The following is a 21,515-nucleotide window of genomic DNA, read 5'->3' on the forward strand; positions in this document are numbered from 1 at the left end:
GATAAACAGATATTTATGTACTATTTTATAAGAATTGAATAAATTCATCTAAATTATCATCTTCATGAAGGTTTAGCTTTTTTCTGAGGCGGTACCGGCTTGTATTTAAGGATGAAAGGGTTATGTTTTGAAAATTGGCAATAGTGTGACTATCTATTTTTAAACGTATTAATGAACATAAATGTATTTCTGTTTTTGTCAAATTGGGGTATTTTGTATGTAAAACGCTGTAAAAAGAATCACTTAATTTATCAAGACGTTCATAGAAATCTTTAGTATCATGATCATACCTTATTTTGTTTTGAATGTCTTTCTCAAATATTTCTAGCAGTTTAGTGCGTTCCCGCCCCTTAGCTTTTTTAAAAACCTCTAATTTTTCTGCCAACAATTTAGCCCATTCCTGGTTTTGAGTTAAGTTTATGGCAAAATCCGATAAATCTCTTTTTTTAGCTTTTATTTCGGCCTGTAGCTTTTGGTTATTTATGGTGACTAATTCTTTAGACTGCTCTGCTAATTGCTGTTTGTTTTGCGCAATAATTAAGTTTTTATGCCTTCTAAGAAATAGTAATAACAAAACAAGTAAAACTAAGGAAGAAGACAGTGTTATGATCCATAATTTTAAATCCTGACTTTTAATCTTATTTTCGCGCTCTATGCGTTCGGTTTTAAAACTAGACTTCACTTGGTCTAACACAATACTATTCACAACGGTTAAGCGTTTCTGTTCAGACCCAGCAATTAGTGAGTTTAAACTATCTTCAAGTGTTTTGACCTCTTTTAAAATGGCATACGTATCTTCAAATCTGTTTTTTTTCGAATACAAAAGTTCTTTCGCTTTTAAAATTTCTAACTGACTCTTAGGCAATATTTTAGATTTGTAAATAGGGTTCTTAAGGATGGTTTCTAACTCATTAAACACCTTAGTAGCTTCAGTTAGATCGTTTAAAGTAAGCGCAGTGGATATGTATTGTGAACCCGCACTTACTAAGCGAGGTATGTCGATAGATTGTAAATCATCATTAATAGTGTATTTATAAAACTCAAAATTTTCACCATACAACGTGTTAGCTTCCTTTATTCGATTGTATTCTAAATAAATATCTGCAATATTATCGCGAATACTTCCTAATAGATAATGCTGAGAAAACTGTTTTTTTGTAATAGTAAAGGCTTTTTTAAATTGGATTAATGCTGCTTCCAAATCATTTTTATGCCAATAAAGAAAAAGACCATAATTATTTATGGACGATGGGTAGGAAATTCTGTTAAATTTGGATGCGAACTTAATATTATACTTATGCTGAATCTGTGCACTATCTAAATAGGATACTTTTGCATAATTATCAGCGAGCATATCATACCCAAAAGTTCTCATTCTCAAATAAGCTTCCTTTTCAGCCTCGGTAAGTTGCTCTTCATTAACACCATAATAACGAAAGAACTCTTTATAGGAGTTGATGGACTCTTTTGTTAAACCAATAAGTCTAAACCAGTTTGCCGAATGCAAATAGGTGTTTAATTTCAAGGCATGATGCCCTTTTATAAATGGTATGAGGTCTAATTGCTTAAAATGTTGTGATAAATAGGTTTTAAGCTGTTCTTCTGTAAACGATTCCCTTCTAAATGTTTTTATTTCATTCTGCGGAAACAAGGCTTCAATACTTTCATGTAGTTTATTGAATTTCTCTAGAGCTTCTTCACTTGAAAGTTGCACCAAGGCATAACTTGAGTGTGTTGAAATCAAAATAATAACAACAACAAGAACACTTCGGAATAATTTCAAAGCTGTCATGTATATGGTTGGTAAGTGGGAGAAAACCAAATATACGAGAAATTAATGGATTTAACTCGATGTAAGTAAAGGAGTTATGCTTACATGGTCACCAATTAAAAAGTATGCACTAGACATGAAATCGTTGATAAATTTATTGAAACAGGGCCGTTTCTTTAGGAAGTTTAATGTCTTTTACCGTTACAAACATATCATCTTCTTTTTCAATACGAAGCATACTTTGAACCGCTTGCGCACGACATGCCAATGTTAATTCTGGTAATAAAGGGTCGTCATTAAAAAAGAAAGAGGCCATATTGTATTCTGGTTGTCCCGGTACTTTTATAACTCGGTGTATTTGCTTTAATTCTTTATTGCGTAAAAATTTACCAGGCATAAAGGTATAGAAGGTATATTTACCGTCTTCATCCGTTTTCACCCAAGCTCTATGGTAAAAATAACGCTTCCGGTTGCTATCCTTTTTCATTTCATAATTACCCGTTTCATCTGGTTGATAAATGAAAAGCACAACGTCTTTCGCTGGTGTTTTACCATCATGAAGGTAAATAGTTCCCGTGATTTTTAATTTATTGGGTTTCGTATCAAAACCGGGCACTGTACCAACATTTGTCAATTCCTCTACAGATAAATTATAAATAGGGTTTTGTTTCTTATAATTTGAAGGAACATCGTCTAAGACGGATGCATATTGCTGAGCAGTAACAGTCTGTTTGGTTACAAAAAAAGTAAAAAAACAATAAATATAAAGGAGGGTTTTCATGAATTTGCTATAATTAATCAGTTTAAAACTAATTAATTATGCCTATAGATTCCTAAAAAATCACACGAACACTTAAAATAAACGTTAAATGGAATGAAGGTTTTATGAACGTTAGAAATATCCGACATACCGAGGTGTTTACTTTAAAATATCGTCAATAGATTTTATCCAAAAATCCATGGTTGTCTCATTCGTGTGTAACGCAACACTTCCATGGCTATAAGGCGCATAAACATCTGGATCTGTAACCGAAAAGAAACCAACTGTAGGTGTAAGCGATGCACTAGCAAGGTGCATAATACCATTATCTGCAGCTATGAAAACAGCTGTATTTTTGATAATAGCCCCCATTTCTCGAACATCCTCACTATAAAAATGTGGTGCTTTGAAATTGATTTTTGAAATGTTTTCTATAGGTAACATTTCTATAATATTGTAGGTTGGGTATTCTTTTTGCAAACGTGCATAAAAACTCTCCCACCACATTTCAGAATAACATTTAGCACCTGTAGCATTCGTATAAATACAGATGGTTTTTTTATCGTTTTTAATAATGTCGTCTAAAACAATCTTGCCTTGAGCTAATTCTTCAGCATTCAATTTAATATTTAAAACAGGAACCGGACTATCGTTCTTAGGAAATCCAATTTTTGTTAAATAGGATCTTAAATTATATATAGGCGATTTTGAGATGTGCTTATGATCTGCATATTGTTTTTGGACCTCTTCGTCAAGATCACCAAAAACTTTAAAAGGCGCATTCGCTATTTGCGTTAACAAACGTCCTGATGATGAATTTTTATCACCATTAATAACCAAATCGTATTTCGTGCTTTTAATAGAAACCCAACCACCAGTATACTTCAAAATATTGCTGAAAGGTTTTCTTGGTAATTGAATAATTTTATTAACGTGTTCGAAGTTTTCAAATACTGGATGTGCAACACCTCCCTTTACAAATAAATCGATTTTACAATCTGGAAATGTATTTATAACCTCTTGAACTAAAGGTGTTAAAAGCAACTGATTACCCAATCGGTGGTTCGGTCTAATAATCAATACTTTTTTGATATCAACTTTTTGACCAGGGGTTAATTTTGGATTAGAATAAGAGTCACCAACACTTCTGGTTATTTTGTGCATTAACCGTCTTCTTACCTGATTGATGCTTTGTTTAAATGCCATAATTTGAATGTAATTAAAACTTATTTTTGAATGTTGCAAATTACAAATTAAGGTATAATTGTAATTGAAAAATAATGAATTTATTGTTTTAGTTTTCCTTTGTACCACACGTTTAAAACCAAACCTGTAATAATTAAAACCATACCAAATAAACTCCAAAAGGTGTAAATTTCACCAAATAAAGCCATTCCTAATAATACAGTAAAAACAACTTCTATATATTTTAAAGGTGCAATAATGTTTGTGGAAGCTGTTTGAAAAGCCTTGGTCATGTAAATCTGCCCGAAATAGCCAAAAATACCTAAGCTTAATAATAAAGGCCATTCAACACCAGATGGTGTTACCCAATTTCCAATAGAAAGCACACCTCCCAAAATCATGGCTGTCACCATAAAATAATTCACAACGACTACAGGATGTTCGCTTTGCCCAATTTGATTGATCATAATATAAACCAAACCACTAAGAATGGCCGCTATGATCACAAATATTAAACCAAGCGTATCTATTTGGTTGTCAATTCCTTTTAAAACCAAAACACCTATAAAAGACAGTATAAAAAACACCCATTGTAGAGGTTTAATTTGTTCCTTTAAAATGAAAACAGCAAAAATAGCAGCGAAAATAGGTGCCGTATAACGAAGTGATACCGCTGTACCTACAGATAAATATTTTACAGATAAGAAGAAAAATATCATCGATGCAGCTCCTATTAACGAACGTAATATGAGTAGTTTATTTTTGTTCCCAATAAGAGGTATTTTGTTTTTTAATAAGTAACCAAAAGTGAAAAATAGCGAACCTAAAGATCTGAAAAACACGATTTGATACGTGTTAACATTATCTAAGTACTTCACAATCGCATTCATGCATGCAAATGCCATGGTGCTTAAAATCATGAATTTTATAGCATTCTTAACGTCCATGCATTCTTGGTTTAATAGTTTTTCTGGAATTTATAAAATAAACACCTGTTAGTAAAATGATAGCTGCCACTATAGATTGTCCCGTTATTTGTTCATCGAGTATATACCAGCCTAATATTAAAGCTATTACAGGGTTTATATAGGCGGAAGTAGATACCTTTTCAGTAGACACCTCTTTAAGTAAATAGTTAAAGGCTGTAAATGCCACTACACTTCCAAAAACAATAAGAAGCCCCATAGAGAGTTGTGCAGAAGCACTCCAATCTAAAGGAGATAACCAAGTTTCACCCAATATTAAACTAATGAAAAAAAGTAAAGTACCCGAACTAAGCATTTGGTAAGCGGTATTTACGAAGTAGTTTGGACCTAATTCGGCCCGTGCGACAAACAGACTACCGGCGCTCCAACTAATAACACATGTAAATATCATTACAATACCTATTAAACTATCGTTTTCAAACGATAATTGTTGTTGGCTTACCAACAAGTACATGCCAATAATACCCAGAGAAATACCTATTATAGATTTTTTTTGAATTTTTTTACCATCAATCATCCGCATCATCACTAATACCATCAATGGTTGGATAGAGGCTTCTAAAGCACCGAAGCCACTATCTACATATTTTAGAGCCCAAACAAATACGCCGTTTCCATAAACTAGAAATAAGAATCCAGCTAAAACATTGTTGAAAAATTGTTTTCTGCTTATAGTTAATTTTAATTTCAATGCTTTCGCAATGCCAAAAATTAATATAGAAGCCGTAGTAAAACGTATGGACGCCAAAAACATGGGGGCTACTTCTGTAACCACTATTTTATTAAGTAAATATGTAGAGCCCCATATAACATATATGGCAAAAAATGCCAATATAATGAGCATAGTTTTACGAGGTACACTCATAAATTCTTAAAAATAAACTATATAATAAAAACGAGTTAAATCTTTTTTACTCGAACAGCGTTCATTCCTTTTTGACCGCGCTCTAATTCGTAAGTTACTCTATCATTTTCTTTAATAGGCTCTAACAAACCACTTACGTGTACAAAATATTTTTCTTGATTGATGCTATCAAGGATGAAACCGAAACCTTTAGAGGTATCAAAAAATGATACTTTACCTTCTTTTCCAGTTGGCTCCTCTTCGCCTCTATCTTCTTTTTTAGGAATACCTAATTCAATACTTTCTGCATCTACCTTAACTTTTAAATTAGGGTCTGGCGGAGTATCTGTTAAATTTCCATTATAATCAACATAAGCAAACTGAATACCTTGTGGGTTTTCTTTTGATTCTGCTTTACGAGCCTCTTTTTTCTTTTGCTTATCTTCTCGTTTCTTTAAGCGTTTCTTTTCCTTTTCAATTTTATTAAAAGTTACTTGTGATTTTGCCATTGTTTATGTGAACAGGTTTAATTAATTATATGATTGTTTCTTTTATTTGAATATTCAAAGCTTTTTGAATATCGTGTATTTTTTGTAATTCTCCAGGAATTATTAATGCTATAGAATAGCCTTTATTCCCTGCGCGAGCAGTTCTACCACTTCTATGTGTATAATATTCCAATTGCTCTGGAAGTTGATGATGAATAACAAATGCTAAGTTATTAACATCAATACCCCTTGCAGATACATCTGTAGAGACTAATACTCGTAACGACTCGTTTTTAAAAGCTCGCATTACTTTGTCGCGTTCTTTTTGTTGCATATCACCTTCTAGTGCACCAACAGAAAAACCTTCATCTAGTAGTTTTTCAGTTAAATCTTTAGTGCCCGCTTTGGTTCTGCAAAAAATAATACCGCGTTCATTTGGTCTTCTACCCAATATTGTTACTAAGATATTAAATTTTTCTTTGATATGAGTAGAAATGTATTGGTGTGTGATGTTTGCATTCACCAAATGTTCCTTATTCACCTCTACTTTAATGGCATCTGAAGCCATATATGTATTGATAATACGTTGAATATCTTCAGGCATAGTTGCTGAAAATAACCACGTATGTCTTTTACTTGTATTATGTTTTAGTATTTTGTTTAGATCTTCTTTAAAGCCCATACTAAGCATTTCATCTGCTTCGTCTAATACTAAAGTTTTTACATGTTGTATATTAACATCACCACGTTCTATTAAATCTAATAGACGTCCTGGAGTTGCAATAATAATGTGAGTGGTACGTCTTAGTGCTGCAATTTGCTTTTCAATTTTTTCACCACCATAAACACCTTCGGCAAATATTTTATCTTCCGAATACTTCGTGAATTTAAAAAGTTGTTTTTTTATTTGCTGAACCAATTCACGCGTAGGCGCCAAAACTAGGGCTTGTACGTTGTTTGATGAAGTATCTATTTGATGTAAGATAGGCAAACCATAAGCAGCTGTTTTACCAGTACCTGTTTGTGCTAAACCAATAAAATCTGTAGCAGATTTTAGTAATACAGGAATGGTTTGCTCCTGTATATCGGTTGGAGTTTTAATCTCTAATTCTTTTAGAGCTTTAATAAAGTCTTTTTTAACTCCTAATTCTGAAAATGTTGGCATACTATTAATTACGATACTGCAAAGGTACGCCTTATTTTAAGGATGTTATAATTATATTGCTTTTATTAATTAAGATTTAATCTTCAGGTGGATAGCCATGAATACTCTCAAAAACTTCGTCAAAATTAGTTCGTAAGTACGAATTTAGCTTTTTTCTATAGTCGTCTTTCAACCATTCTACAAAGTTAAAAGTACTTTTACTAATGCATTTTGTGTAACGTTGAATTCTGAAATCAATATCATCTCCAAGCATTTTAGCTAAAGCTAAGGCATCATAAACATCTTCACTATTCTCAGTGCAAATTTTAGCATGTTGTTCAATAGAACGCTCTAAAACCACTTTTGAAGACTCACCATTTCTAATAGAATCTACATAGGTTTTTTGAATATCAAAATAGACTTCTTTCGATTTACCAAACTCAGCACGTAATTCATCCGGCATTTCATATCTGAAATTGCTTTCTAACTCATCATCACTTAAAATAGAATCTAAATAATAATTTGGCGATTTAAATATACGTTGCCAATCTAAATTATCTCCCCAAGGTCCAAAACGGTGAAAGTTATTTCCTAGGTCAATAACACTAAAGGTTTTCTTATCTTTTAAAATACGAGAACCACGCCCAATCATTTGGTAATAAAGCGTTAATGATTTGGTTGCACGATTCAAAATTATACTATCTACCGTTGGCTCATCAAACCCTGTGGTTAAAATACTAACCGATGATAATATGGCATCTGGTGTTTTCTTGAACCATCTCAATATCTGGGCACGCTCTTTTTTACTATTCGTATTATCTAAGTGCGCTACAGGGTATCCGGCTCTTCTAAAGGTGTCATACACATGTAAAGACGTGTTGATACCATTGTTGAAAATTAAGGTTTTCTTACCTTTACAACGTTCTTCATAGGCCTGTAACAACTTGCTAAGCATGTCGTTATCAGTATATAAATCTTCCGAAGATTTTACGGTGTAATCACCATTTGCGCCTACTATTAACGAGGTTAATCCAACGTTATATGTAAACATTTCAGCTTGTGCCAAAAACCCGTTCGAAATAAGCGACTCGATACTTTCTCCAACAATTAACTCGTCGTAATTATCAGTCATAGGTAATTCAATACTCGAACTTAAAGGCGTTGCTGTAACTCCTAAAATAAACGACTGACTAAAAAACTTGAATAATTTGGTAAAGGAGTTGTAGTGAGCCTCATCAATAATAACTAAACCGATATCAGAAATATCTAATTTATCATCATTTAGCCTGTTGTTTAAGGTTTCAACCATGGCAACAAAACAACTGTAGTTGCTCTGGTCGCTTAAATCGGCCTTACTATCTATCACCTTATTGTCTACAGCAAATTCAGTAAGCATTTTAGATGTTTGCTTACACAATTCAATTCTGTGAGTCAAAACCAACACCTTTTTTTTGTGGTGTTTAAGGTACTGTCTTACAATTTCAGAGAATATAACGGTTTTACCACCACCTGTAGGTAATTGGTACAATAAATGGTAATCGTCTGGAGATTCTTCAAATGCATTAAAAATTTTATCTATAGCTCCCTTTTGGTAGCTATATAAATTTTTACCGGCATCTCTTTCTTCTAATTCTGTTTTTGATATAGACATGTAACAAACTTTATGGCGAGCAAAAATAACACCTTTAAAGGGTTTTTAACGAATGTTTCATGTGAAAATTCTAATAATTTTTTAATAGCTTTAAACTAATCTGTAATTTGTTAGTCCTAACAACATTACTATTCTGTTAAATTTATCAATTCCATATGACGACTCGTTTTTTATATTCTCTCCTTTTACTAATTAGTATCCTTTCATGTAGCTCTAAACAAGAAGATATTACAAACGAAATTGAAACGCCTGTAGACACCAATAAAACACCAAATATTTTATTTGTTATTGCAGATGATATGGGACTAGACGCTTGCCCAGGTTATGATATAGGAGCAGTAAAACCGAATATGCCAAATTTGGAAAGTATGATTAATTCTGGAATTCGATTTACCAATCTTTGGTCTAACCCAACCTGTGCTCCTACGCGAGCAACGATACTTACGGGGAAATATGGTTTTAGAACCGGTATTTTAACGCCCGGAGATGTTTTATCAACTTCTGAAATTTCTTTACAAAGTTATTTAGATAATAACACGAATAGCACTTACAATCATGCCGTTATAGGGAAATGGCATTTGTCGAATTCTACAACCCATCCAACGGATATGGGTGTGAATTATTATGCTGGATTTTCGGGTGGCGTTATACCTAATTATTATAATTGGACTTTAATTGAAGATGGAAAAACATCAACATCCACAGAATATACAACTACTAAATTCACCGATTTAGCCATTAATTGGGTTGATAAACAAGCGCAACCCTGGTTTTTATGGTTAGCCTATAATGCGCCACATGTGCCTTTTCATTTACCACCTAACAACCTGCACTCGCAAGGTCAATTACCAACAGACGATGCCAGTATCAATGCCAACCCACTACCCTATTACATGGCGGCTTTAGAAGCACTTGATTCTGAAATGGGTAGATTAATCGCATCCATGCCTCAAGAAGAAAGAGACAATACCATTATTATTTTTATAGGTGACAATGGCAGTCCTAATCAGGTAGCGCAAACATACCGGTCTAGCAGGGCTAAAGGTAGTATTTATCAAGGTGGTGTTAATGTACCGATGGTTATTTCGGGCAAAAATGTTACTAGAATCAATGATACAGAAAATGCTTTAATAAACACCAGCGATTTATTTGCAACCATCGCCCATATAGCGGGTGTAGAAACCACTAAAATTAACGACAGTAAAAGTTTTAAAGGTCTTTTAACAAATACAAATAACGAAAACAGAACGGTTGTTTATGCTGAAAACAATGATCAAACAGTAAGAAATAGCACTCATAAATATATTTATTTTAATGATGGCTCTGAAGCACTTTACAAACTAGAAACCGATGCTTTGGAAACCACCAATTTGCTTAATACGAACCAACTACCGTTAAGCGATTCAGATTCTGCAGCAAAATCATCGTTAATTAATGAGTTAAATACCATTTTAAATTAATTATTTATTTTAAAAACTTCATATAAATACTTTTAGTAATTCATACTTTTACTTTTTGAATTATTAGAAACTATGGAAATAAACGATAAATCTGGAACAAAGGAATATATAGCAAATTCACAACGCTACGAGAACATGACCTATAAGAGAACTGGCAAAAGCGGTGTGCTTTTACCCGCAATATCTCTTGGTTTATGGCATAATTTCGGATTTATCGATAACATTCAAAACGGTAGAGCTGTTTTAAAAACGGCATTCGATTTAGGGATTACTCATTTTGATTTGGCTAATAATTACGGACCTCCTTATGGTTCTGCCGAAGAAAATTTCGGAACTATTTTCAAAAAAGACTTCAAAAACTATAGAGATGAATTGTTTATTGCCAGTAAAGCGGGTTACGATATGTGGCCTGGACCATATGGCAATTTCGGGTCTAGAAAATATTTAATTTCTAGTTTAGATCAAAGTTTGAAGCGTATGGGACTGGATTATGTTGATATTTTCTATCATCACAGACCAGATCCAGATACACCTTTAGAGGAAACTATGGGCGCTTTGGCCGACATCGTTCGTCAAGGAAAAGCTTTGTATGTGGGTATTTCTAATTACCAACCCAAAGAAACTCAAGAAGCAGCTGCTATCTTAAAGCGTTTAGACGTTCCTTTCATTCTACATCAAGCCCGCTATTCTATGCTAGATCGTTGGGTTGAAAATGAACTTTTAGATACTTTAGATGATAACGGTGTTGGGTGTGTTGCTTTTTCACCTTTAGCCCAAGGGATGCTTACCGATAAATATTTAAAAGGAATCCCTAAAGATTCTAGGGCAGCCAAAGATTTAAGCTATTTAAACGTAGATACAGTTACGAGTAATCTTGAAAAAGTACAACTTTTAGATGCCATCGCGCAAACACGTGGCCAGAAATTATCACAAATGGCTATTGCTTGGATTTTAAGAAAACCTCAAGTGGCTTCTGTTTTAATTGGTGCGAGTTCTCCGAATCAACTAAAAGAAAACGTAAAGGCATTGGGTAATTTAAGTTTTTCTGAAGATGAATTGCAATTGATTGATAAAATTGTTGGTTAACCCAAAGCAACCAATAGGTTTTAATAGCATCTAGTGCATAAAGTTTGATCTATTCGCTTTATGAAAAAACTACTATTTTTCGTTTTCGTTTTTGTATGCTGTATGAGCATCAATTGCTCTTCCAATAAATTGAATAATGATATTATTGGTCATTGGAATTGGGTAGAATCTTCTGGTGGGTTTGATGGTAGAACTTTAACTCCAGAAAGCACGGGAGATATTATGAAACTTGAATATCTAGAACTAAAATCAAGCTTTTTAAAAATGAACTATTAGAATCTGAAACAAACTACAAACTAGGTAAAGGAAAATCTATTAGAGGCGAAAATTCAAAACTAATAATTTATGAAACTGGAAATATGCGATCATATGAAGTATTTGAAAATGAACTTGTGCTATTTGATAACTGCCATGACTGCTTTCAGTACCATTATATTTTAGAATAACGATATTACTCTTTTACTATAATTATAGTCGCCTTTACACCTGTTGAAAGGTTCCAACGGTTGGCCGATATTAAATTACCCATATCATCAATAACACGAAATTCCGCAGTATTTGGTCCAGATTCTCCTTGATTTAAGGCTAAGAAATCTATTTTATTAAATCCTTTTTGTAAATCGAGTTTAAAACCACTAAAGCCACCATTTAGAAATACTCTAGCCTGCACCACATCATCATTTACTAAAACCTGTATTAAATCGCCATCTACATAACCGTGGTCACGATATGAAACATTCACAGATTTGGCATTGCTTTTAAAGTCTCCAAAATACTGGTCGGTTAAACTACCGTTTCTAGCTTCAACTTCTGCTTGACTTAATTTTGTATTCTCTAAATTCTTATCTAGCTGTTTTTGATAAAGCTCTCCGGGATTTCCAAACTTTTCACCAAATAACGAAAACTCCTTTTTTGGAGCTTCAACACCAGTTGATAGATTCGGCACATCTAAACTTCCAAAGGTTGTGTTGTTAGAATTGTCGGGTTTCGAAGGTGTTATTTTTGGTGTATTATCAATTTGTTTTTTACTTTCAACCGCAGGAATAGCCGTAGATTTATTCTGGCTATCTATTTGAGCTTGAGCAAAAAATGTTGCTGATAATAAAATAAAAAATGATAAAAGTAGCTTCATCAGTTTTATAAAACAGTTTTGGGTTTATACTAATTACAGACTTAATTATTCCTCAAAGATATTTTTTTATATTAAAAACACCTTTATAAGCCTCTATATTTTACAATCATTTAACAAAAAGCGTTCCCAAATTAATATTTTAGCTATCATTCTTTAATAATAAGACTATCAACAGGTTTCAAAATGCCATAAGAAATAGAAACTTTTTTTCTTCCCCATTTTTTTGCTGCTTTTACATCAATACCCATGTAAATATCAATCTTGTTTTCCCAACGAGAATGCATGCGGTCTTTCACATAGAAGATACTATCAAAGCCTTTAATTTTTACAGGCGTATCGCGAATCAACCCCTTTCTGAACAAATCTCTAGAAACGGCAATGTAATTTAATCCAGGTTTTAAACTATCACCAAAAGCGGTAATATGCGGGTTGGAATTGGTTTGACTTTTTAATGAATTATATGCTGAAGCCGTCACTTTTAAATCGTGCCAAATGTAATTCTCTTCAAAAGGTATTACGACTTCTTTTTTACACGAAAAACAGGTAAGTAAACATAAGACGACTAGTATTCTCAAAGTCTATAGATTTATGATGATTAAAGATACTGCTAATATTTTAAAAGTGATTTTAATTCGGTTTCAAATCTAGTTTTAGGAAGATACTGTGCTTCTAATTGAGCCGCAAAAGGGATTGGTGTTTCTAAGCCTCCCACGCGCTTTACAGGTGCGTCTAAATACTCAAAACAATGCTCCATGATTAATGCTGAAATGTCACTAGCAATGCCTCCAAACAAACTATCTTCATGAAAAACAATCGCTCTCCCTGTTTTTTTAACCGAGGCATAAATAGCTTCAGTATCTAGTGGTTGAAGCGTTCTTAAATCAATCAGGTCTGCTTCAATTTCGGTGTTATTATCTAAAGTCTCTAAAGCCCAGTGAACCGCAGCGCCATAGCTAACAATAGTAATGGCGCTACCCTCACGAATTAGCGATGCTTTTCCGAAAGGAAGCGTATAATAATCAACAGGAACCTCTTGACGAATGGTACGATATAAACCTTTATGTTCAAAAAACAATACAGGATTCGGGTCGTTAATCGCTGTATTCAACAAGCCTTTGGCATCATACGGAAATGCAGGATACACCACTTTTAAACCAGGCGTTTTAGTAAACCATGCTTCGTTAGTTTGTGAGTGAAATGGTCCTGCGGCAACACCGCCACCACAAGGCATTCTTAAAACCACATCGGCATTTTGGCCCCAGCGGTAATATGACTTTGCTAAATAATTCACCACAGGATTAAAACCTGAACTTACAAAATCGGCGAATTGCAACTCAACAACACTTTTTATGCCTGCTATTGAAAGTCCCATAGCAGTTTCTATAATGGCCGATTCACAAATAGGCGTATTGCGTACTCGGTCTTTACCAAACTGTTCTACAAAACCTTCTGTAATTTTAAAAGCACCACCGTATTCGGCAATGTCTTGCCCCATAATAACGAGGTCTTGGTTTCGCTCCATACTTTGCTTTAAACTGTCTGAAATCGCATCAATGAAACGTACATCCTTCAATTCTGAATTATTTTCAATGTCTTGATATATAAATTCTTGAAATACATCACTTAACTCAGTAGTTTCATTAGGAATAATAGCTTCTTCCGCAAAAGCGCTATTTAAATGTTCGTTAATTTCATTGATAATATCCTCTTTTAACTGCGCATCTTCCTGATCGGTTAAAATATCTTGTCCTTTTAAAAACTGTTCAAAATTTACTACAGGATCTTTTAGTGCCCAAGTATCCATTAAGTCTTGAGGCACATATTTTGTACCACTGGCCTCTTCATGTCCACGCATTCTAAAGGTTTTAAATTCTAGTAAAACGGGTCTCGGGTTGTTACGAACACTTGCTGCAATGTCACTTATTTTTGTATAAACTTCAATGATGTTATTGCCATCTATAATATGCGATTCCATGCCGTAGCCCATGCCTTTATCGGCAATGTTTTGGCAATTATACTGTTCATTTGTGGGGGTTGAAAGTCCGTAGCCATTATTTTCCACACAAAAAAGCACGGGTAATTGCCATACGGAAGCCACATTTAATGCTTCATGAAAATCGCCTTCACTCGTACCACCTTCACCGGTAAACACCGCCGTAACTTGGTTGGAATTTTTCAATTTTGAAGCCAATGCAATACCATCGGCAACACCTAATTGCGGACCCAAATGCGAAATCATGCCCACAATATTGAAGTCTTGTGTACCAAAATGAAAGGATCGATCTCTACCTTTTGTGAATCCAGAAGCTTTACCTTGCCATTGTGCAAACAGTCTTTTTAACGGAATGTCGCGGGTTGTAAAAACACCCAAATTGCGGTGCATAGGTAAAATATAGTCGTTTTTATGAAGCGCCATAGTAACACCAACCGCAATAGCTTCCTGCCCAATACCTGAAAACCATTTACTTATTTTTCCTTGACGCAGAAGAATAAGCATTTTTTCTTCTACCAATCGGGGCTTTAAAATAGCCTTGTATAAACTCAATAAAGTGTTAGAATCTAATTGATTATGACTAAAATCAATATTCGTGAAAGCTGCATTCTGATTCATAAATTGGGAATTTAATAGAATCAAAGATAGCATTTTCAATTATAAAGTAAACTGAATTACATTGTCCGAATTTTTACAATGTTTTTGTACATTTGTTATAGAACAATCTAAAATGATTCCACATGAATATGATACCAAGTGTAGATTTAAGTGATTTTATATCTGGCGACTCTGTTAAAAAACAACAATTTGTAGACGCTATTGGAAAGGCTTATGAAGAAATCGGGTTTGTAGCACTAAGAGGTCATTTTTTAAATGATACATTAGTTGAAACTTTATACAGTGAAGTAAAGAACTTTTTCGAATTGCCTGTCGAAAAAAAGCGCAAGTACGAAATACCCGGTATTGGTGGACAACGCGGCTATGTTTCTTTTGGAAAAGAAAGCGCTAAAGGCAAAAAAGAAGGCGATTTAAAAGAGTTTTGGCATTTTGGACAGTACGTTGATGATAACCCGAAATTAGAAGCAGAATACCCCGCAAACGTTATGGTTGAGGAATTACCTGAATTTAATAAAGTAGGGAAAGAAACCTATAAAATGCTTGAAAAAACAGCTAAATATGTATTACGCGCTCTCGCTTTACATTTAGGTTTGGAAGAGACGTATTTTGATAATTATATACACAATGGGAATTCTATTTTAAGACCCATACATTACCCACCAATTACCGAAGAACCTAAAGAAGCTGTACGAGCAGCAGCACATGGTGATATTAATTTAATCACCTTACTCATGGGAGCTCAAGGTCGTGGGTTGCAAGTACAAAACCATAAAGGTGAATGGATAGATGCCATTGCAGAGCCTGATGAGTTAATGATAAATGTTGGTGATATGTTATCGAGACACACTAATAATAAGCTTAAATCGACTATTCATCGCGTTATTAATCCGCCAAAAGAACTTTGGGGTACTTCACGTTATTCCATTCCGTTTTTTATGCACCCCATAAGCGATATGAAACTAGATGTTTTAGATGGTTGCATCGATGAAAGGAACCCGAAAGGTTTTGAGGATATCACGGCTGGTGAATTTTTAACAGAACGTTTAATTGAATTAGGACTTATTAAGAAATGATTTTACAGTTTTTAGTCTAAGTCGTTGTATACGGACTGAAAAACTGGAAATGAATACTAAAAAAAACAAATGGATTTACAAGATCAATTAAAAAATCTGTTCCCAGATCACAAAGAAGAAGAACCTACAGTCGATACTGAAAGTACTTCAAAAATTTGGATGCAAGACGACCCCATTCTTTGTAAATATGAAAAACGCAAAGGTAAGCCCATTACTATTTTAGAAGGGTACACAGGCGCTACTGAAGATTTTAAAATTTTAGCAAAAGAAATTAAAACCAAACTAAGTGTTGGAGGTAGTTTTAAAGATGATAAAATTATTATTCAAGGCGATTATCGTGATAAAATCATGAAAATGCTAAAAGACAAAGGGTTTAACGTAAAACGCGTAGGCGGTTAATATTATGAGCAAGCATCCGCTTCACATCACCAATGGTTCTGTTTTAACCAAGCGCCTCGACGAACTAAATATTGAAGGGGATATACTTACATGGCAAGAAATGCTGTGTGAAGGACCTACTGTAGAGCAGGTGTATTCCGATGAATTTTTGAAACTTAGAAAAGACTTTTTTAGTTCATTTTATGATATTACGCTCGTAACATCTGAAATTAAATTAGAATTAAATAAGTTAGATGCCACCGAAAAATATTCTGAAATAGTACTTTGGTTTGAGTATGATTTGTTTTGTCATATCAACATGATTGCTATAATAAGTCTTTTACATCAGAAAGGAATAAACCTACCACTCTATTTGGTTTGCAGTGGTAAAGTGGAACGAAACAAGAATTTAAAAGGTTTAGCAGAACTTAATTCGGGTCAATTGCTAAAACATTTTAGAGACAAAGTAGCACTTTTACCAGAAGATATTGAAATGGCTATGAGTGCATGGAGTATTTACTGTGGTACAGACCATAATTTACTAAAACCTCTTATTATAGAAAAATCGTCGTTTAAATATTTAAGCAATTGTTTAAAAGCACATTTAGAACGCTTTCCTAAAACGAAAGATGGTTTAAATGTGATGGAACGCAATATCTTGGAAATAGTTAGAGATAACAGCATTAAATCCAAGCACCACTTGTTGGGTTATGCGCTTAATTACCAAGGTTACTATGGTTATTCCGACTTGCAGGTTTCTAGAATTATAGAAAAACTAACCCTCTTTTTCACAGAAGAAGAAAACCTCATTAAATTAAATAGAAAAGGTCACGAAGCTTTACTGGCTAAACATAATTTTGCTTTAGAAATTAATAACGCCATGACTTATGGAGGTGCCTTTAAATTCGATTTTCAATTTAATAAAAATGAAAATAAATTAATAAAAACGATATATAATGCCAATTAAAGAATCGGAATTGATACTAAACCCAGATGGTAGTGTTTACCATCTTAATTTAAAACCAGATCAAATTGCTGAAACCATCATTTTTGTGGGAGATCAAGATCGGGTTGGGCAAGTATCAAAACACTTTGATCGCATTGATTTTAAAACCCAGAAACGTGAATTCAAAACGCATACGGGTACTTTAAAGGGGCATCGCATTTCTGTTATTTCAACAGGCATTGGTCCCGATAATATTGATATTGTTGTAAATGAATTGGATGCACTTTTCAATATTGATTTGGAAACAAAAACAATAAAAAAGGAATTAACAAGCCTTCAAATTATTAGAATTGGCACTTCAGGCTCTTTACAAAAGGATATTCCTGTCGATTCTTTTCTGTTAAGCACACACAGTCTCGATCTTAACGGTATGTTGCATGCTTATCAAGTAAACAGCATCAGCCATCCTGATATTGAAGATGCTTTTATAAAACATAGCAATTGGCACCCAAACAAATCACGCCCTTTGGTTATAGCGAACAGTAAACTACTTGAAACCAAATTGGAAAGCAGTACCATGCATAAAGGACTAACGGCTACTGCGGGTGGTTTTTACGGTCCTCAAGGACGTGTGTTACGCTTACCAATCCAAGATGCGGAGTTAAACACTAAAATGGATAACTTTAATTTTAACGGTATGCGTGTTACAAATTTAGAAATGGAAACATCGGCCATTTATGGGCTTTCAAAACTGTTAGGTCATCATGCGCTATCATTAAACGCGATTGTTGCTAATAGAGCCGACGGTACTTTTAGTAAAAATCCTTTAGAAACTGTAGAAAAACTTATAACTTATACTCTAAATAAAGTTTTTGAATAAACCATTCATTTTATGAAACAAGTAAACATTGGTGGCGTACCAGAACATTTCAACTTAGCTTGGTATTTAACCTTAAAAAATGGGGAATACAAAGAAGAGCAAATCAATTTACGATGGCAAGATTATCCTGATGGCACTGGCGCCATGTGTAAAGCGCTTCGAAACAAAGAAATTGATATTGCCGTTATACTCACTGAAGGTATTATAAAAGATATTATTGATGGCAACCCTAGTAAAATTGTACAAACCTTTGTGCAAACACCTCTAAATTGGGGTATTCATGTAGCTAACAACTCGCCATATAAAACCATTGAAGATTTAAAAGGAACAAAAGCAGCAATTAGTAGATATGGTTCTGGTTCTCATTTAATGGCTTACATCAATGCTGAAAATCATGGTTGGGATTTAAAAACCGATTTAAATTTTGAGGTTATAAACGATTTGAGTGGCGCGATTGAAGGCTTAACAAATGGTTCTGCCGATTATTTTATGTGGGAGAAATTCACCACCAAACCTTTAGTAGATAATGGTACTTTTAGAAGAATAGGCAACTGCCCTACGCCTTGGCCTTGCTTTGTGATCGCAGTACGTGAAGATTTTATCGAAACTAATAAAGAAGATTTAGAGACCATTTTACGCATTATAAATAACACGACTTCAGAATTTAAAGATATACCGAGTATTGATAGAAACATTGCTAACCGGTATGAGCAGCAATTGGAAGATGTTCAAGAATGGTTAAGTATTACCGAGTGGTCTCAAAGTTTAATCGATAAAAAAACAGTGACCACCATTCAAAAAGAATTGTTTGCTTTGGATATCATTCCAGAAATGGTTTCTTATGAAAAGTTAACACATGTACTTTAGTTGAGCGTCATTTGACAAAACTAATCAACAGAATAACCTTCATTGATGAAAATTAAACCATTTAGAATATCAATACTAGCTTTATTTATATTACTTCTATCTTGTAATACTAAAATTAAAGAGAATCTTAGCCTTGAAAGTCAATTAAATGAATTGATTAAAAACTTCGACGGCAATGCTCATTTATACGCAGAAAATCTTACAACTGGACAAGTCATAGATATTGAAGCAAGTAGTATTCATAATGCTGCAAGTGAAGCAAAACTTTACATTTTACTTACTTATGCTGAACAAGTTATTAGCGGCACTTTAGACCCTACCAGCCGAATAACACTAACAGAAGAAGATAAAGTTTTAGGTTCCGGTGTGTTGCGTTTCGAAATACTAGGAAACCAAGTTTCACTATCCTTTGTTGCATACTTAATGATGTCTATTTCTGATAATGTTGCAACTAATATATTATTGAGGGAAGTTGGAGGGATAGAAGCTGTCGATAAATTTTTGAAAAAAATTGGTATTAATGATACCGAAGTAAAAGGCGAAGTTTTTAAAGGAGATTGGATTTCAACTTCAGCAAAGTCATTGGCAACTGCAGCTCAAATATTAGCACGACCAGAAAAATATGGCTATTCGAAAAAAGCAGCTGATTTATGCAAAAGCATTATGCTAAAACATTATGAGGATAATGGACTTGCTCGTCATTTGCCTTGGAGTCCATTTGTTGAAGAAGTGACAACTATGAAAGCATTCGGAAAATACAAACCAATATACGCTGGTATTGAATTATACGGCAAAGCAGGATTTACGCCAGGTTATCGAGGAGATGTTGCTTATATCAAAACATCTAAAAGTGAATATGTTATCGGACTAAAATGTATAAATGTAGATGATTCAAAACCGCTTAATTCGACGAATGCAGGATTTGAATTTTCAGCAGAAATTGGTAGACTTTTTTATGATTATTGGGGCAAAGATGGAATAGACAAAAGAGAATAAAAACGAACGCACAACAATGTACATTAAAAATTATTAGTTTTACATTTATCAATGTAAGCAAACAAACACGCAACCCAGTAAAAACATAACCAATAAATGTTAATGTTAATCAAAATTACCACCTAAAAAATATTAAATATTTACTTTTGAGTTTCAAAAATTAAACAAACACATGAAAAAACTACTATTACTAACAGCTGCTATTGCATTAATTGCTTGTAAAGAAGAACCTAAAGATTATGTTACATTATCTGGAAAAATAACAGACAAGAGTAGTGACTCGGTTGTTGTGAGATCACGCACGTTTTCAAAAACAATTAAAGTGAATACAGATGGTACTTTTAGCGATACATTAAAAGTGGCAGCGGGTGTTTATAATTTTTATGATGGTAGTGAATCTACCAACCTATTTCTTAAAAATGGTTTCGATATTAACATTACTGTCGATACTAAAGAGTTTGATGAGTCTGTAAAATACACAGGCTTAGGTTCAGAACACAGTAGTTTTTTGGCTAAAAATAGTTTAATGCAAGAAAAACTTTTAGATATTGATGCTTTAAGTAATTTGGATATGACTGGTTTGGATGCTAAATTCAATGAAATAAAAACGAGTTTAACGGAGTTTTATAATGCCAATAAAGATATTGATAGTTCTATAATTAATGGATTATCTAAAAATATAGACCCGATGTTGAATTACTATAAAGGCTATATATCTGAATCTATTGCCTTAAAAACAGAGTTAGCAAAAGGATCGCCATCACCAACTTTTAAAGATTATGAAAACTATAAAGGTGGTAAAACATCTTTATCAGATTTAAAAGGAAAATATGTGTATGTGGATGTTTGGGCTACTTGGTGTGGACCATGTAAAGTAGAAATACCCTCATTAAAAGCCTTAGAAAAACAATATCACGGAAAAAACATTCAATTTGTGAGCTTATCTATTGATGATGATAGAAGTCATGGTAATTCTTGGGATAAAGCACGTGCCGATTGGAAGGCTATGATTGCCGACAAAAACTTAGGTGGGATTCAACTTTTTGCTCCAAACGGATGGCAATCGCAGTTTGTGGTAGATTACAAAGTAAAAGGGATTCCTAGGTTTATTTTAATAGACCCAAATGGGAATGTGGTAACACCAGATGCTCCAAGACCATCAGACCCAAGTTTAACAGAATTATTTACTTCATTAAATATTTAGACTACTTAATATAAAACATAGCCTTGCGAGGTTAAAATTAAGCCACGAATACA

At 33.7% G+C, this 21,515-nt stretch carries 21 protein-coding genes; 10 read left to right on the forward strand and 11 right to left on the reverse strand.

Going from position 1 to position 21,515, the window contains the following annotated elements:
* Nucleotides 1-25: 25 nt before the first annotated feature.
* From Q5N74_RS15230 to Q5N74_RS15265, 8 genes are all read right to left on the reverse strand, one after another.
* Entirely contained in the window at nt 26-1,792 is a 1,767-nt protein-coding gene (locus Q5N74_RS15230; RefSeq protein WP_304389825.1) for a hypothetical protein, read from the reverse strand.
* 133 nt (nt 1,793-1,925) lie between these two features.
* Nucleotides 1,926-2,552, reverse strand: a complete 627-nt coding sequence (locus tag Q5N74_RS15235; protein ID WP_304389826.1) for a hypothetical protein — start codon at nt 2,550-2,552, stop codon at nt 1,926-1,928.
* Between the two features lie 138 nt (nt 2,553-2,690).
* On the reverse strand, nt 2,691-3,737 hold the full coding sequence (locus Q5N74_RS15240; RefSeq protein ID WP_304389827.1) for a glycosyltransferase family 9 protein: 1,047 nt from the start codon (nt 3,735-3,737) through the stop codon (nt 2,691-2,693).
* An 80-nt stretch (nt 3,738-3,817) separates the two neighbouring features.
* Nucleotides 3,818-4,663 (reverse strand): DMT family transporter, encoded by an 846-nt coding sequence (locus tag Q5N74_RS15245; protein ID WP_304389828.1) that lies wholly within the window; start codon nt 4,661-4,663, stop codon nt 3,818-3,820.
* Nucleotides 4,653-5,546 carry an EamA family transporter gene (locus Q5N74_RS15250; protein WP_304389829.1) on the reverse strand — a complete coding sequence of 298 codons (894 nt, stop codon included), beginning with the start codon at nt 5,544-5,546 and terminating at the stop codon, nt 4,653-4,655. The genes Q5N74_RS15245 and Q5N74_RS15250 overlap by 11 nt, the downstream gene beginning before the upstream one ends.
* Nucleotides 5,547-5,602: 56 nt before the next feature.
* On the reverse strand, nt 5,603-6,055 hold the full coding sequence (locus Q5N74_RS15255) for a cold-shock protein (RefSeq protein WP_304389830.1): 453 nt from the start codon (nt 6,053-6,055) through the stop codon (nt 5,603-5,605).
* Nucleotides 6,056-6,080: 25 nt separating this feature from the next.
* The gene (locus Q5N74_RS15260; RefSeq protein ID WP_304389831.1) at nt 6,081-7,199 is read right to left on the reverse strand and encodes a DEAD/DEAH box helicase; all 1,119 of its coding nucleotides are present in this window, start codon (nt 7,197-7,199) and stop codon (nt 6,081-6,083) included.
* A gap of 76 nt (nt 7,200-7,275) precedes the next feature.
* A complete protein-coding gene (locus Q5N74_RS15265) occupies nt 7,276-8,829 on the reverse strand; it encodes a DEAD/DEAH box helicase (RefSeq protein WP_304389832.1) in 1,554 nt (517 codons plus the stop codon).
* 155 nt (nt 8,830-8,984) lie between these two features.
* Here Q5N74_RS15265 and Q5N74_RS15270 point away from each other — a divergent pair, with 155 nt between their 5' ends.
* The 3 genes from Q5N74_RS15270 to Q5N74_RS15280 all read left to right on the forward strand — a co-directional run bounded on the left by Q5N74_RS15270 (nt 8,985) and on the right by Q5N74_RS15280 (nt 11,651).
* Complete coding sequence (locus Q5N74_RS15270; protein ID WP_304389834.1) at nt 8,985-10,289, forward strand: sulfatase-like hydrolase/transferase; 1,305 nt, start codon at nt 8,985-8,987, stop codon at nt 10,287-10,289.
* A gap of 72 nt (nt 10,290-10,361) precedes the next feature.
* Nucleotides 10,362-11,375: an L-glyceraldehyde 3-phosphate reductase gene (gene mgrA / locus Q5N74_RS15275; protein WP_304389835.1), complete on the forward strand. Its 1,014-nt coding sequence runs from the start codon at nt 10,362-10,364 to the stop codon at nt 11,373-11,375.
* Nucleotides 11,376-11,435: 60 nt separating this feature from the next.
* Nucleotides 11,436-11,651, forward strand: coding sequence for a hypothetical protein (locus Q5N74_RS15280; RefSeq protein WP_304389836.1), 216 nt, complete (start codon nt 11,436-11,438; stop codon nt 11,649-11,651).
* A gap of 175 nt (nt 11,652-11,826) precedes the next feature.
* Here the strand turns inward: Q5N74_RS15280 and Q5N74_RS15285 are convergent, their stop codons facing one another.
* From Q5N74_RS15285 to Q5N74_RS15295, 3 genes are all read right to left on the reverse strand, one after another.
* Nucleotides 11,827-12,507 (reverse strand): hypothetical protein, encoded by a 681-nt coding sequence (locus Q5N74_RS15285; protein WP_304389837.1) that lies wholly within the window; start codon nt 12,505-12,507, stop codon nt 11,827-11,829.
* 146 nt (nt 12,508-12,653) lie between these two features.
* The gene (locus Q5N74_RS15290) at nt 12,654-13,022 is read right to left on the reverse strand and encodes a 3D domain-containing protein (protein WP_304389900.1); all 369 of its coding nucleotides are present in this window, start codon (nt 13,020-13,022) and stop codon (nt 12,654-12,656) included.
* Nucleotides 13,023-13,114: 92 nt separating this feature from the next.
* A complete protein-coding gene (locus Q5N74_RS15295) occupies nt 13,115-15,118 on the reverse strand; it encodes a dehydrogenase E1 component subunit alpha/beta (protein WP_304389838.1) in 2,004 nt (667 codons plus the stop codon).
* 122 nt (nt 15,119-15,240) lie between these two features.
* Here Q5N74_RS15295 and Q5N74_RS15300 point away from each other — a divergent pair, with 122 nt between their 5' ends.
* From Q5N74_RS15300 to Q5N74_RS15330, 7 genes are all read left to right on the forward strand, one after another.
* Nucleotides 15,241-16,191, forward strand: a complete 951-nt coding sequence (locus Q5N74_RS15300; RefSeq protein WP_304389839.1) for an isopenicillin N synthase family oxygenase — start codon at nt 15,241-15,243, stop codon at nt 16,189-16,191.
* 69 nt (nt 16,192-16,260) lie between these two features.
* Nucleotides 16,261-16,590 (forward strand): translation initiation factor, encoded by a 330-nt coding sequence (locus tag Q5N74_RS15305; RefSeq protein ID WP_304389840.1) that lies wholly within the window; start codon nt 16,261-16,263, stop codon nt 16,588-16,590.
* A 4-nt stretch (nt 16,591-16,594) separates the two neighbouring features.
* Nucleotides 16,595-17,536 (forward strand): DUF1835 domain-containing protein, encoded by a 942-nt coding sequence (locus Q5N74_RS15310; RefSeq protein ID WP_304389841.1) that lies wholly within the window; start codon nt 16,595-16,597, stop codon nt 17,534-17,536.
* Nucleotides 17,526-18,395 carry a nucleoside phosphorylase gene (locus tag Q5N74_RS15315; RefSeq protein ID WP_304389843.1) on the forward strand — a complete coding sequence of 290 codons (870 nt, stop codon included), beginning with the start codon at nt 17,526-17,528 and terminating at the stop codon, nt 18,393-18,395. The genes Q5N74_RS15310 and Q5N74_RS15315 overlap by 11 nt, the downstream gene beginning before the upstream one ends.
* 12 nt (nt 18,396-18,407) lie before the next feature.
* On the forward strand, nt 18,408-19,262 hold the full coding sequence (locus Q5N74_RS15320) for a substrate-binding domain-containing protein (protein WP_304389845.1): 855 nt from the start codon (nt 18,408-18,410) through the stop codon (nt 19,260-19,262).
* 45 nt (nt 19,263-19,307) lie between these two features.
* Nucleotides 19,308-20,258 carry a serine hydrolase gene (locus Q5N74_RS15325; protein ID WP_304389846.1) on the forward strand — a complete coding sequence of 317 codons (951 nt, stop codon included), beginning with the start codon at nt 19,308-19,310 and terminating at the stop codon, nt 20,256-20,258.
* Nucleotides 20,259-20,430: 172 nt separating this feature from the next.
* A complete protein-coding gene (locus Q5N74_RS15330) occupies nt 20,431-21,462 on the forward strand; it encodes a redoxin family protein (protein WP_304389847.1) in 1,032 nt (343 codons plus the stop codon).
* Nucleotides 21,463-21,515: the final 53 nt, after the last annotated feature.

This window comes from Mariniflexile sp. AS56 (genome assembly GCF_030552475.1).
Classification (GTDB): domain Bacteria; phylum Bacteroidota; class Bacteroidia; order Flavobacteriales; family Flavobacteriaceae; genus Mariniflexile.

Bases quoted from the DNA above. Each gene is read 5' to 3' on its own strand.
- Q5N74_RS15265 (WP_304389832.1), bottom strand. From the start codon at position 8,829: ATGTCTATATCAAAAACAGAATTAGAAGAAAGAGATGCCGGTAAAAAT.
- Q5N74_RS15320 (WP_304389845.1), top strand. From the start codon at position 18,408: ATGAAACAAGTAAACATTGGTGGCGTACCAGAACATTTCAACTTAGCT.
- Q5N74_RS15315 (WP_304389843.1), top strand. From the start codon at position 17,526: ATGCCAATTAAAGAATCGGAATTGATACTAAACCCAGATGGTAGTGTT.
- Q5N74_RS15285 (WP_304389837.1), bottom strand. From the start codon at position 12,507: ATGAAGCTACTTTTATCATTTTTTATTTTATTATCAGCAACATTTTTT.
- Q5N74_RS15245 (WP_304389828.1), bottom strand. From the start codon at position 4,663: ATGGACGTTAAGAATGCTATAAAATTCATGATTTTAAGCACCATGGCA.
- mgrA (WP_304389835.1), top strand. From the start codon at position 10,362: ATGGAAATAAACGATAAATCTGGAACAAAGGAATATATAGCAAATTCA.
- Q5N74_RS15255 (WP_304389830.1), bottom strand. From the start codon at position 6,055: ATGGCAAAATCACAAGTAACTTTTAATAAAATTGAAAAGGAAAAGAAA.
- Q5N74_RS15230 (WP_304389825.1), bottom strand. From the start codon at position 1,792: ATGACAGCTTTGAAATTATTCCGAAGTGTTCTTGTTGTTGTTATTATT.
- Q5N74_RS15295 (WP_304389838.1), bottom strand. From the start codon at position 15,118: ATGAATCAGAATGCAGCTTTCACGAATATTGATTTTAGTCATAATCAA.
- Q5N74_RS15280 (WP_304389836.1), top strand. From the start codon at position 11,436: ATGAAAAAACTACTATTTTTCGTTTTCGTTTTTGTATGCTGTATGAGC.
- Q5N74_RS15250 (WP_304389829.1), bottom strand. From the start codon at position 5,546: ATGCTCATTATATTGGCATTTTTTGCCATATATGTTATATGGGGCTCT.
- Q5N74_RS15330 (WP_304389847.1), top strand. From the start codon at position 20,431: ATGAAAAAACTACTATTACTAACAGCTGCTATTGCATTAATTGCTTGT.
- Q5N74_RS15325 (WP_304389846.1), top strand. From the start codon at position 19,308: ATGAAAATTAAACCATTTAGAATATCAATACTAGCTTTATTTATATTA.
- Q5N74_RS15300 (WP_304389839.1), top strand. From the start codon at position 15,241: ATGAATATGATACCAAGTGTAGATTTAAGTGATTTTATATCTGGCGAC.
- Q5N74_RS15305 (WP_304389840.1), top strand. From the start codon at position 16,261: ATGGATTTACAAGATCAATTAAAAAATCTGTTCCCAGATCACAAAGAA.
- Q5N74_RS15310 (WP_304389841.1), top strand. From the start codon at position 16,595: ATGAGCAAGCATCCGCTTCACATCACCAATGGTTCTGTTTTAACCAAG.
- Q5N74_RS15240 (WP_304389827.1), bottom strand. From the start codon at position 3,737: ATGGCATTTAAACAAAGCATCAATCAGGTAAGAAGACGGTTAATGCAC.
- Q5N74_RS15260 (WP_304389831.1), bottom strand. From the start codon at position 7,199: ATGCCAACATTTTCAGAATTAGGAGTTAAAAAAGACTTTATTAAAGCT.
- Q5N74_RS15235 (WP_304389826.1), bottom strand. From the start codon at position 2,552: ATGAAAACCCTCCTTTATATTTATTGTTTTTTTACTTTTTTTGTAACC.
- Q5N74_RS15270 (WP_304389834.1), top strand. From the start codon at position 8,985: ATGACGACTCGTTTTTTATATTCTCTCCTTTTACTAATTAGTATCCTT.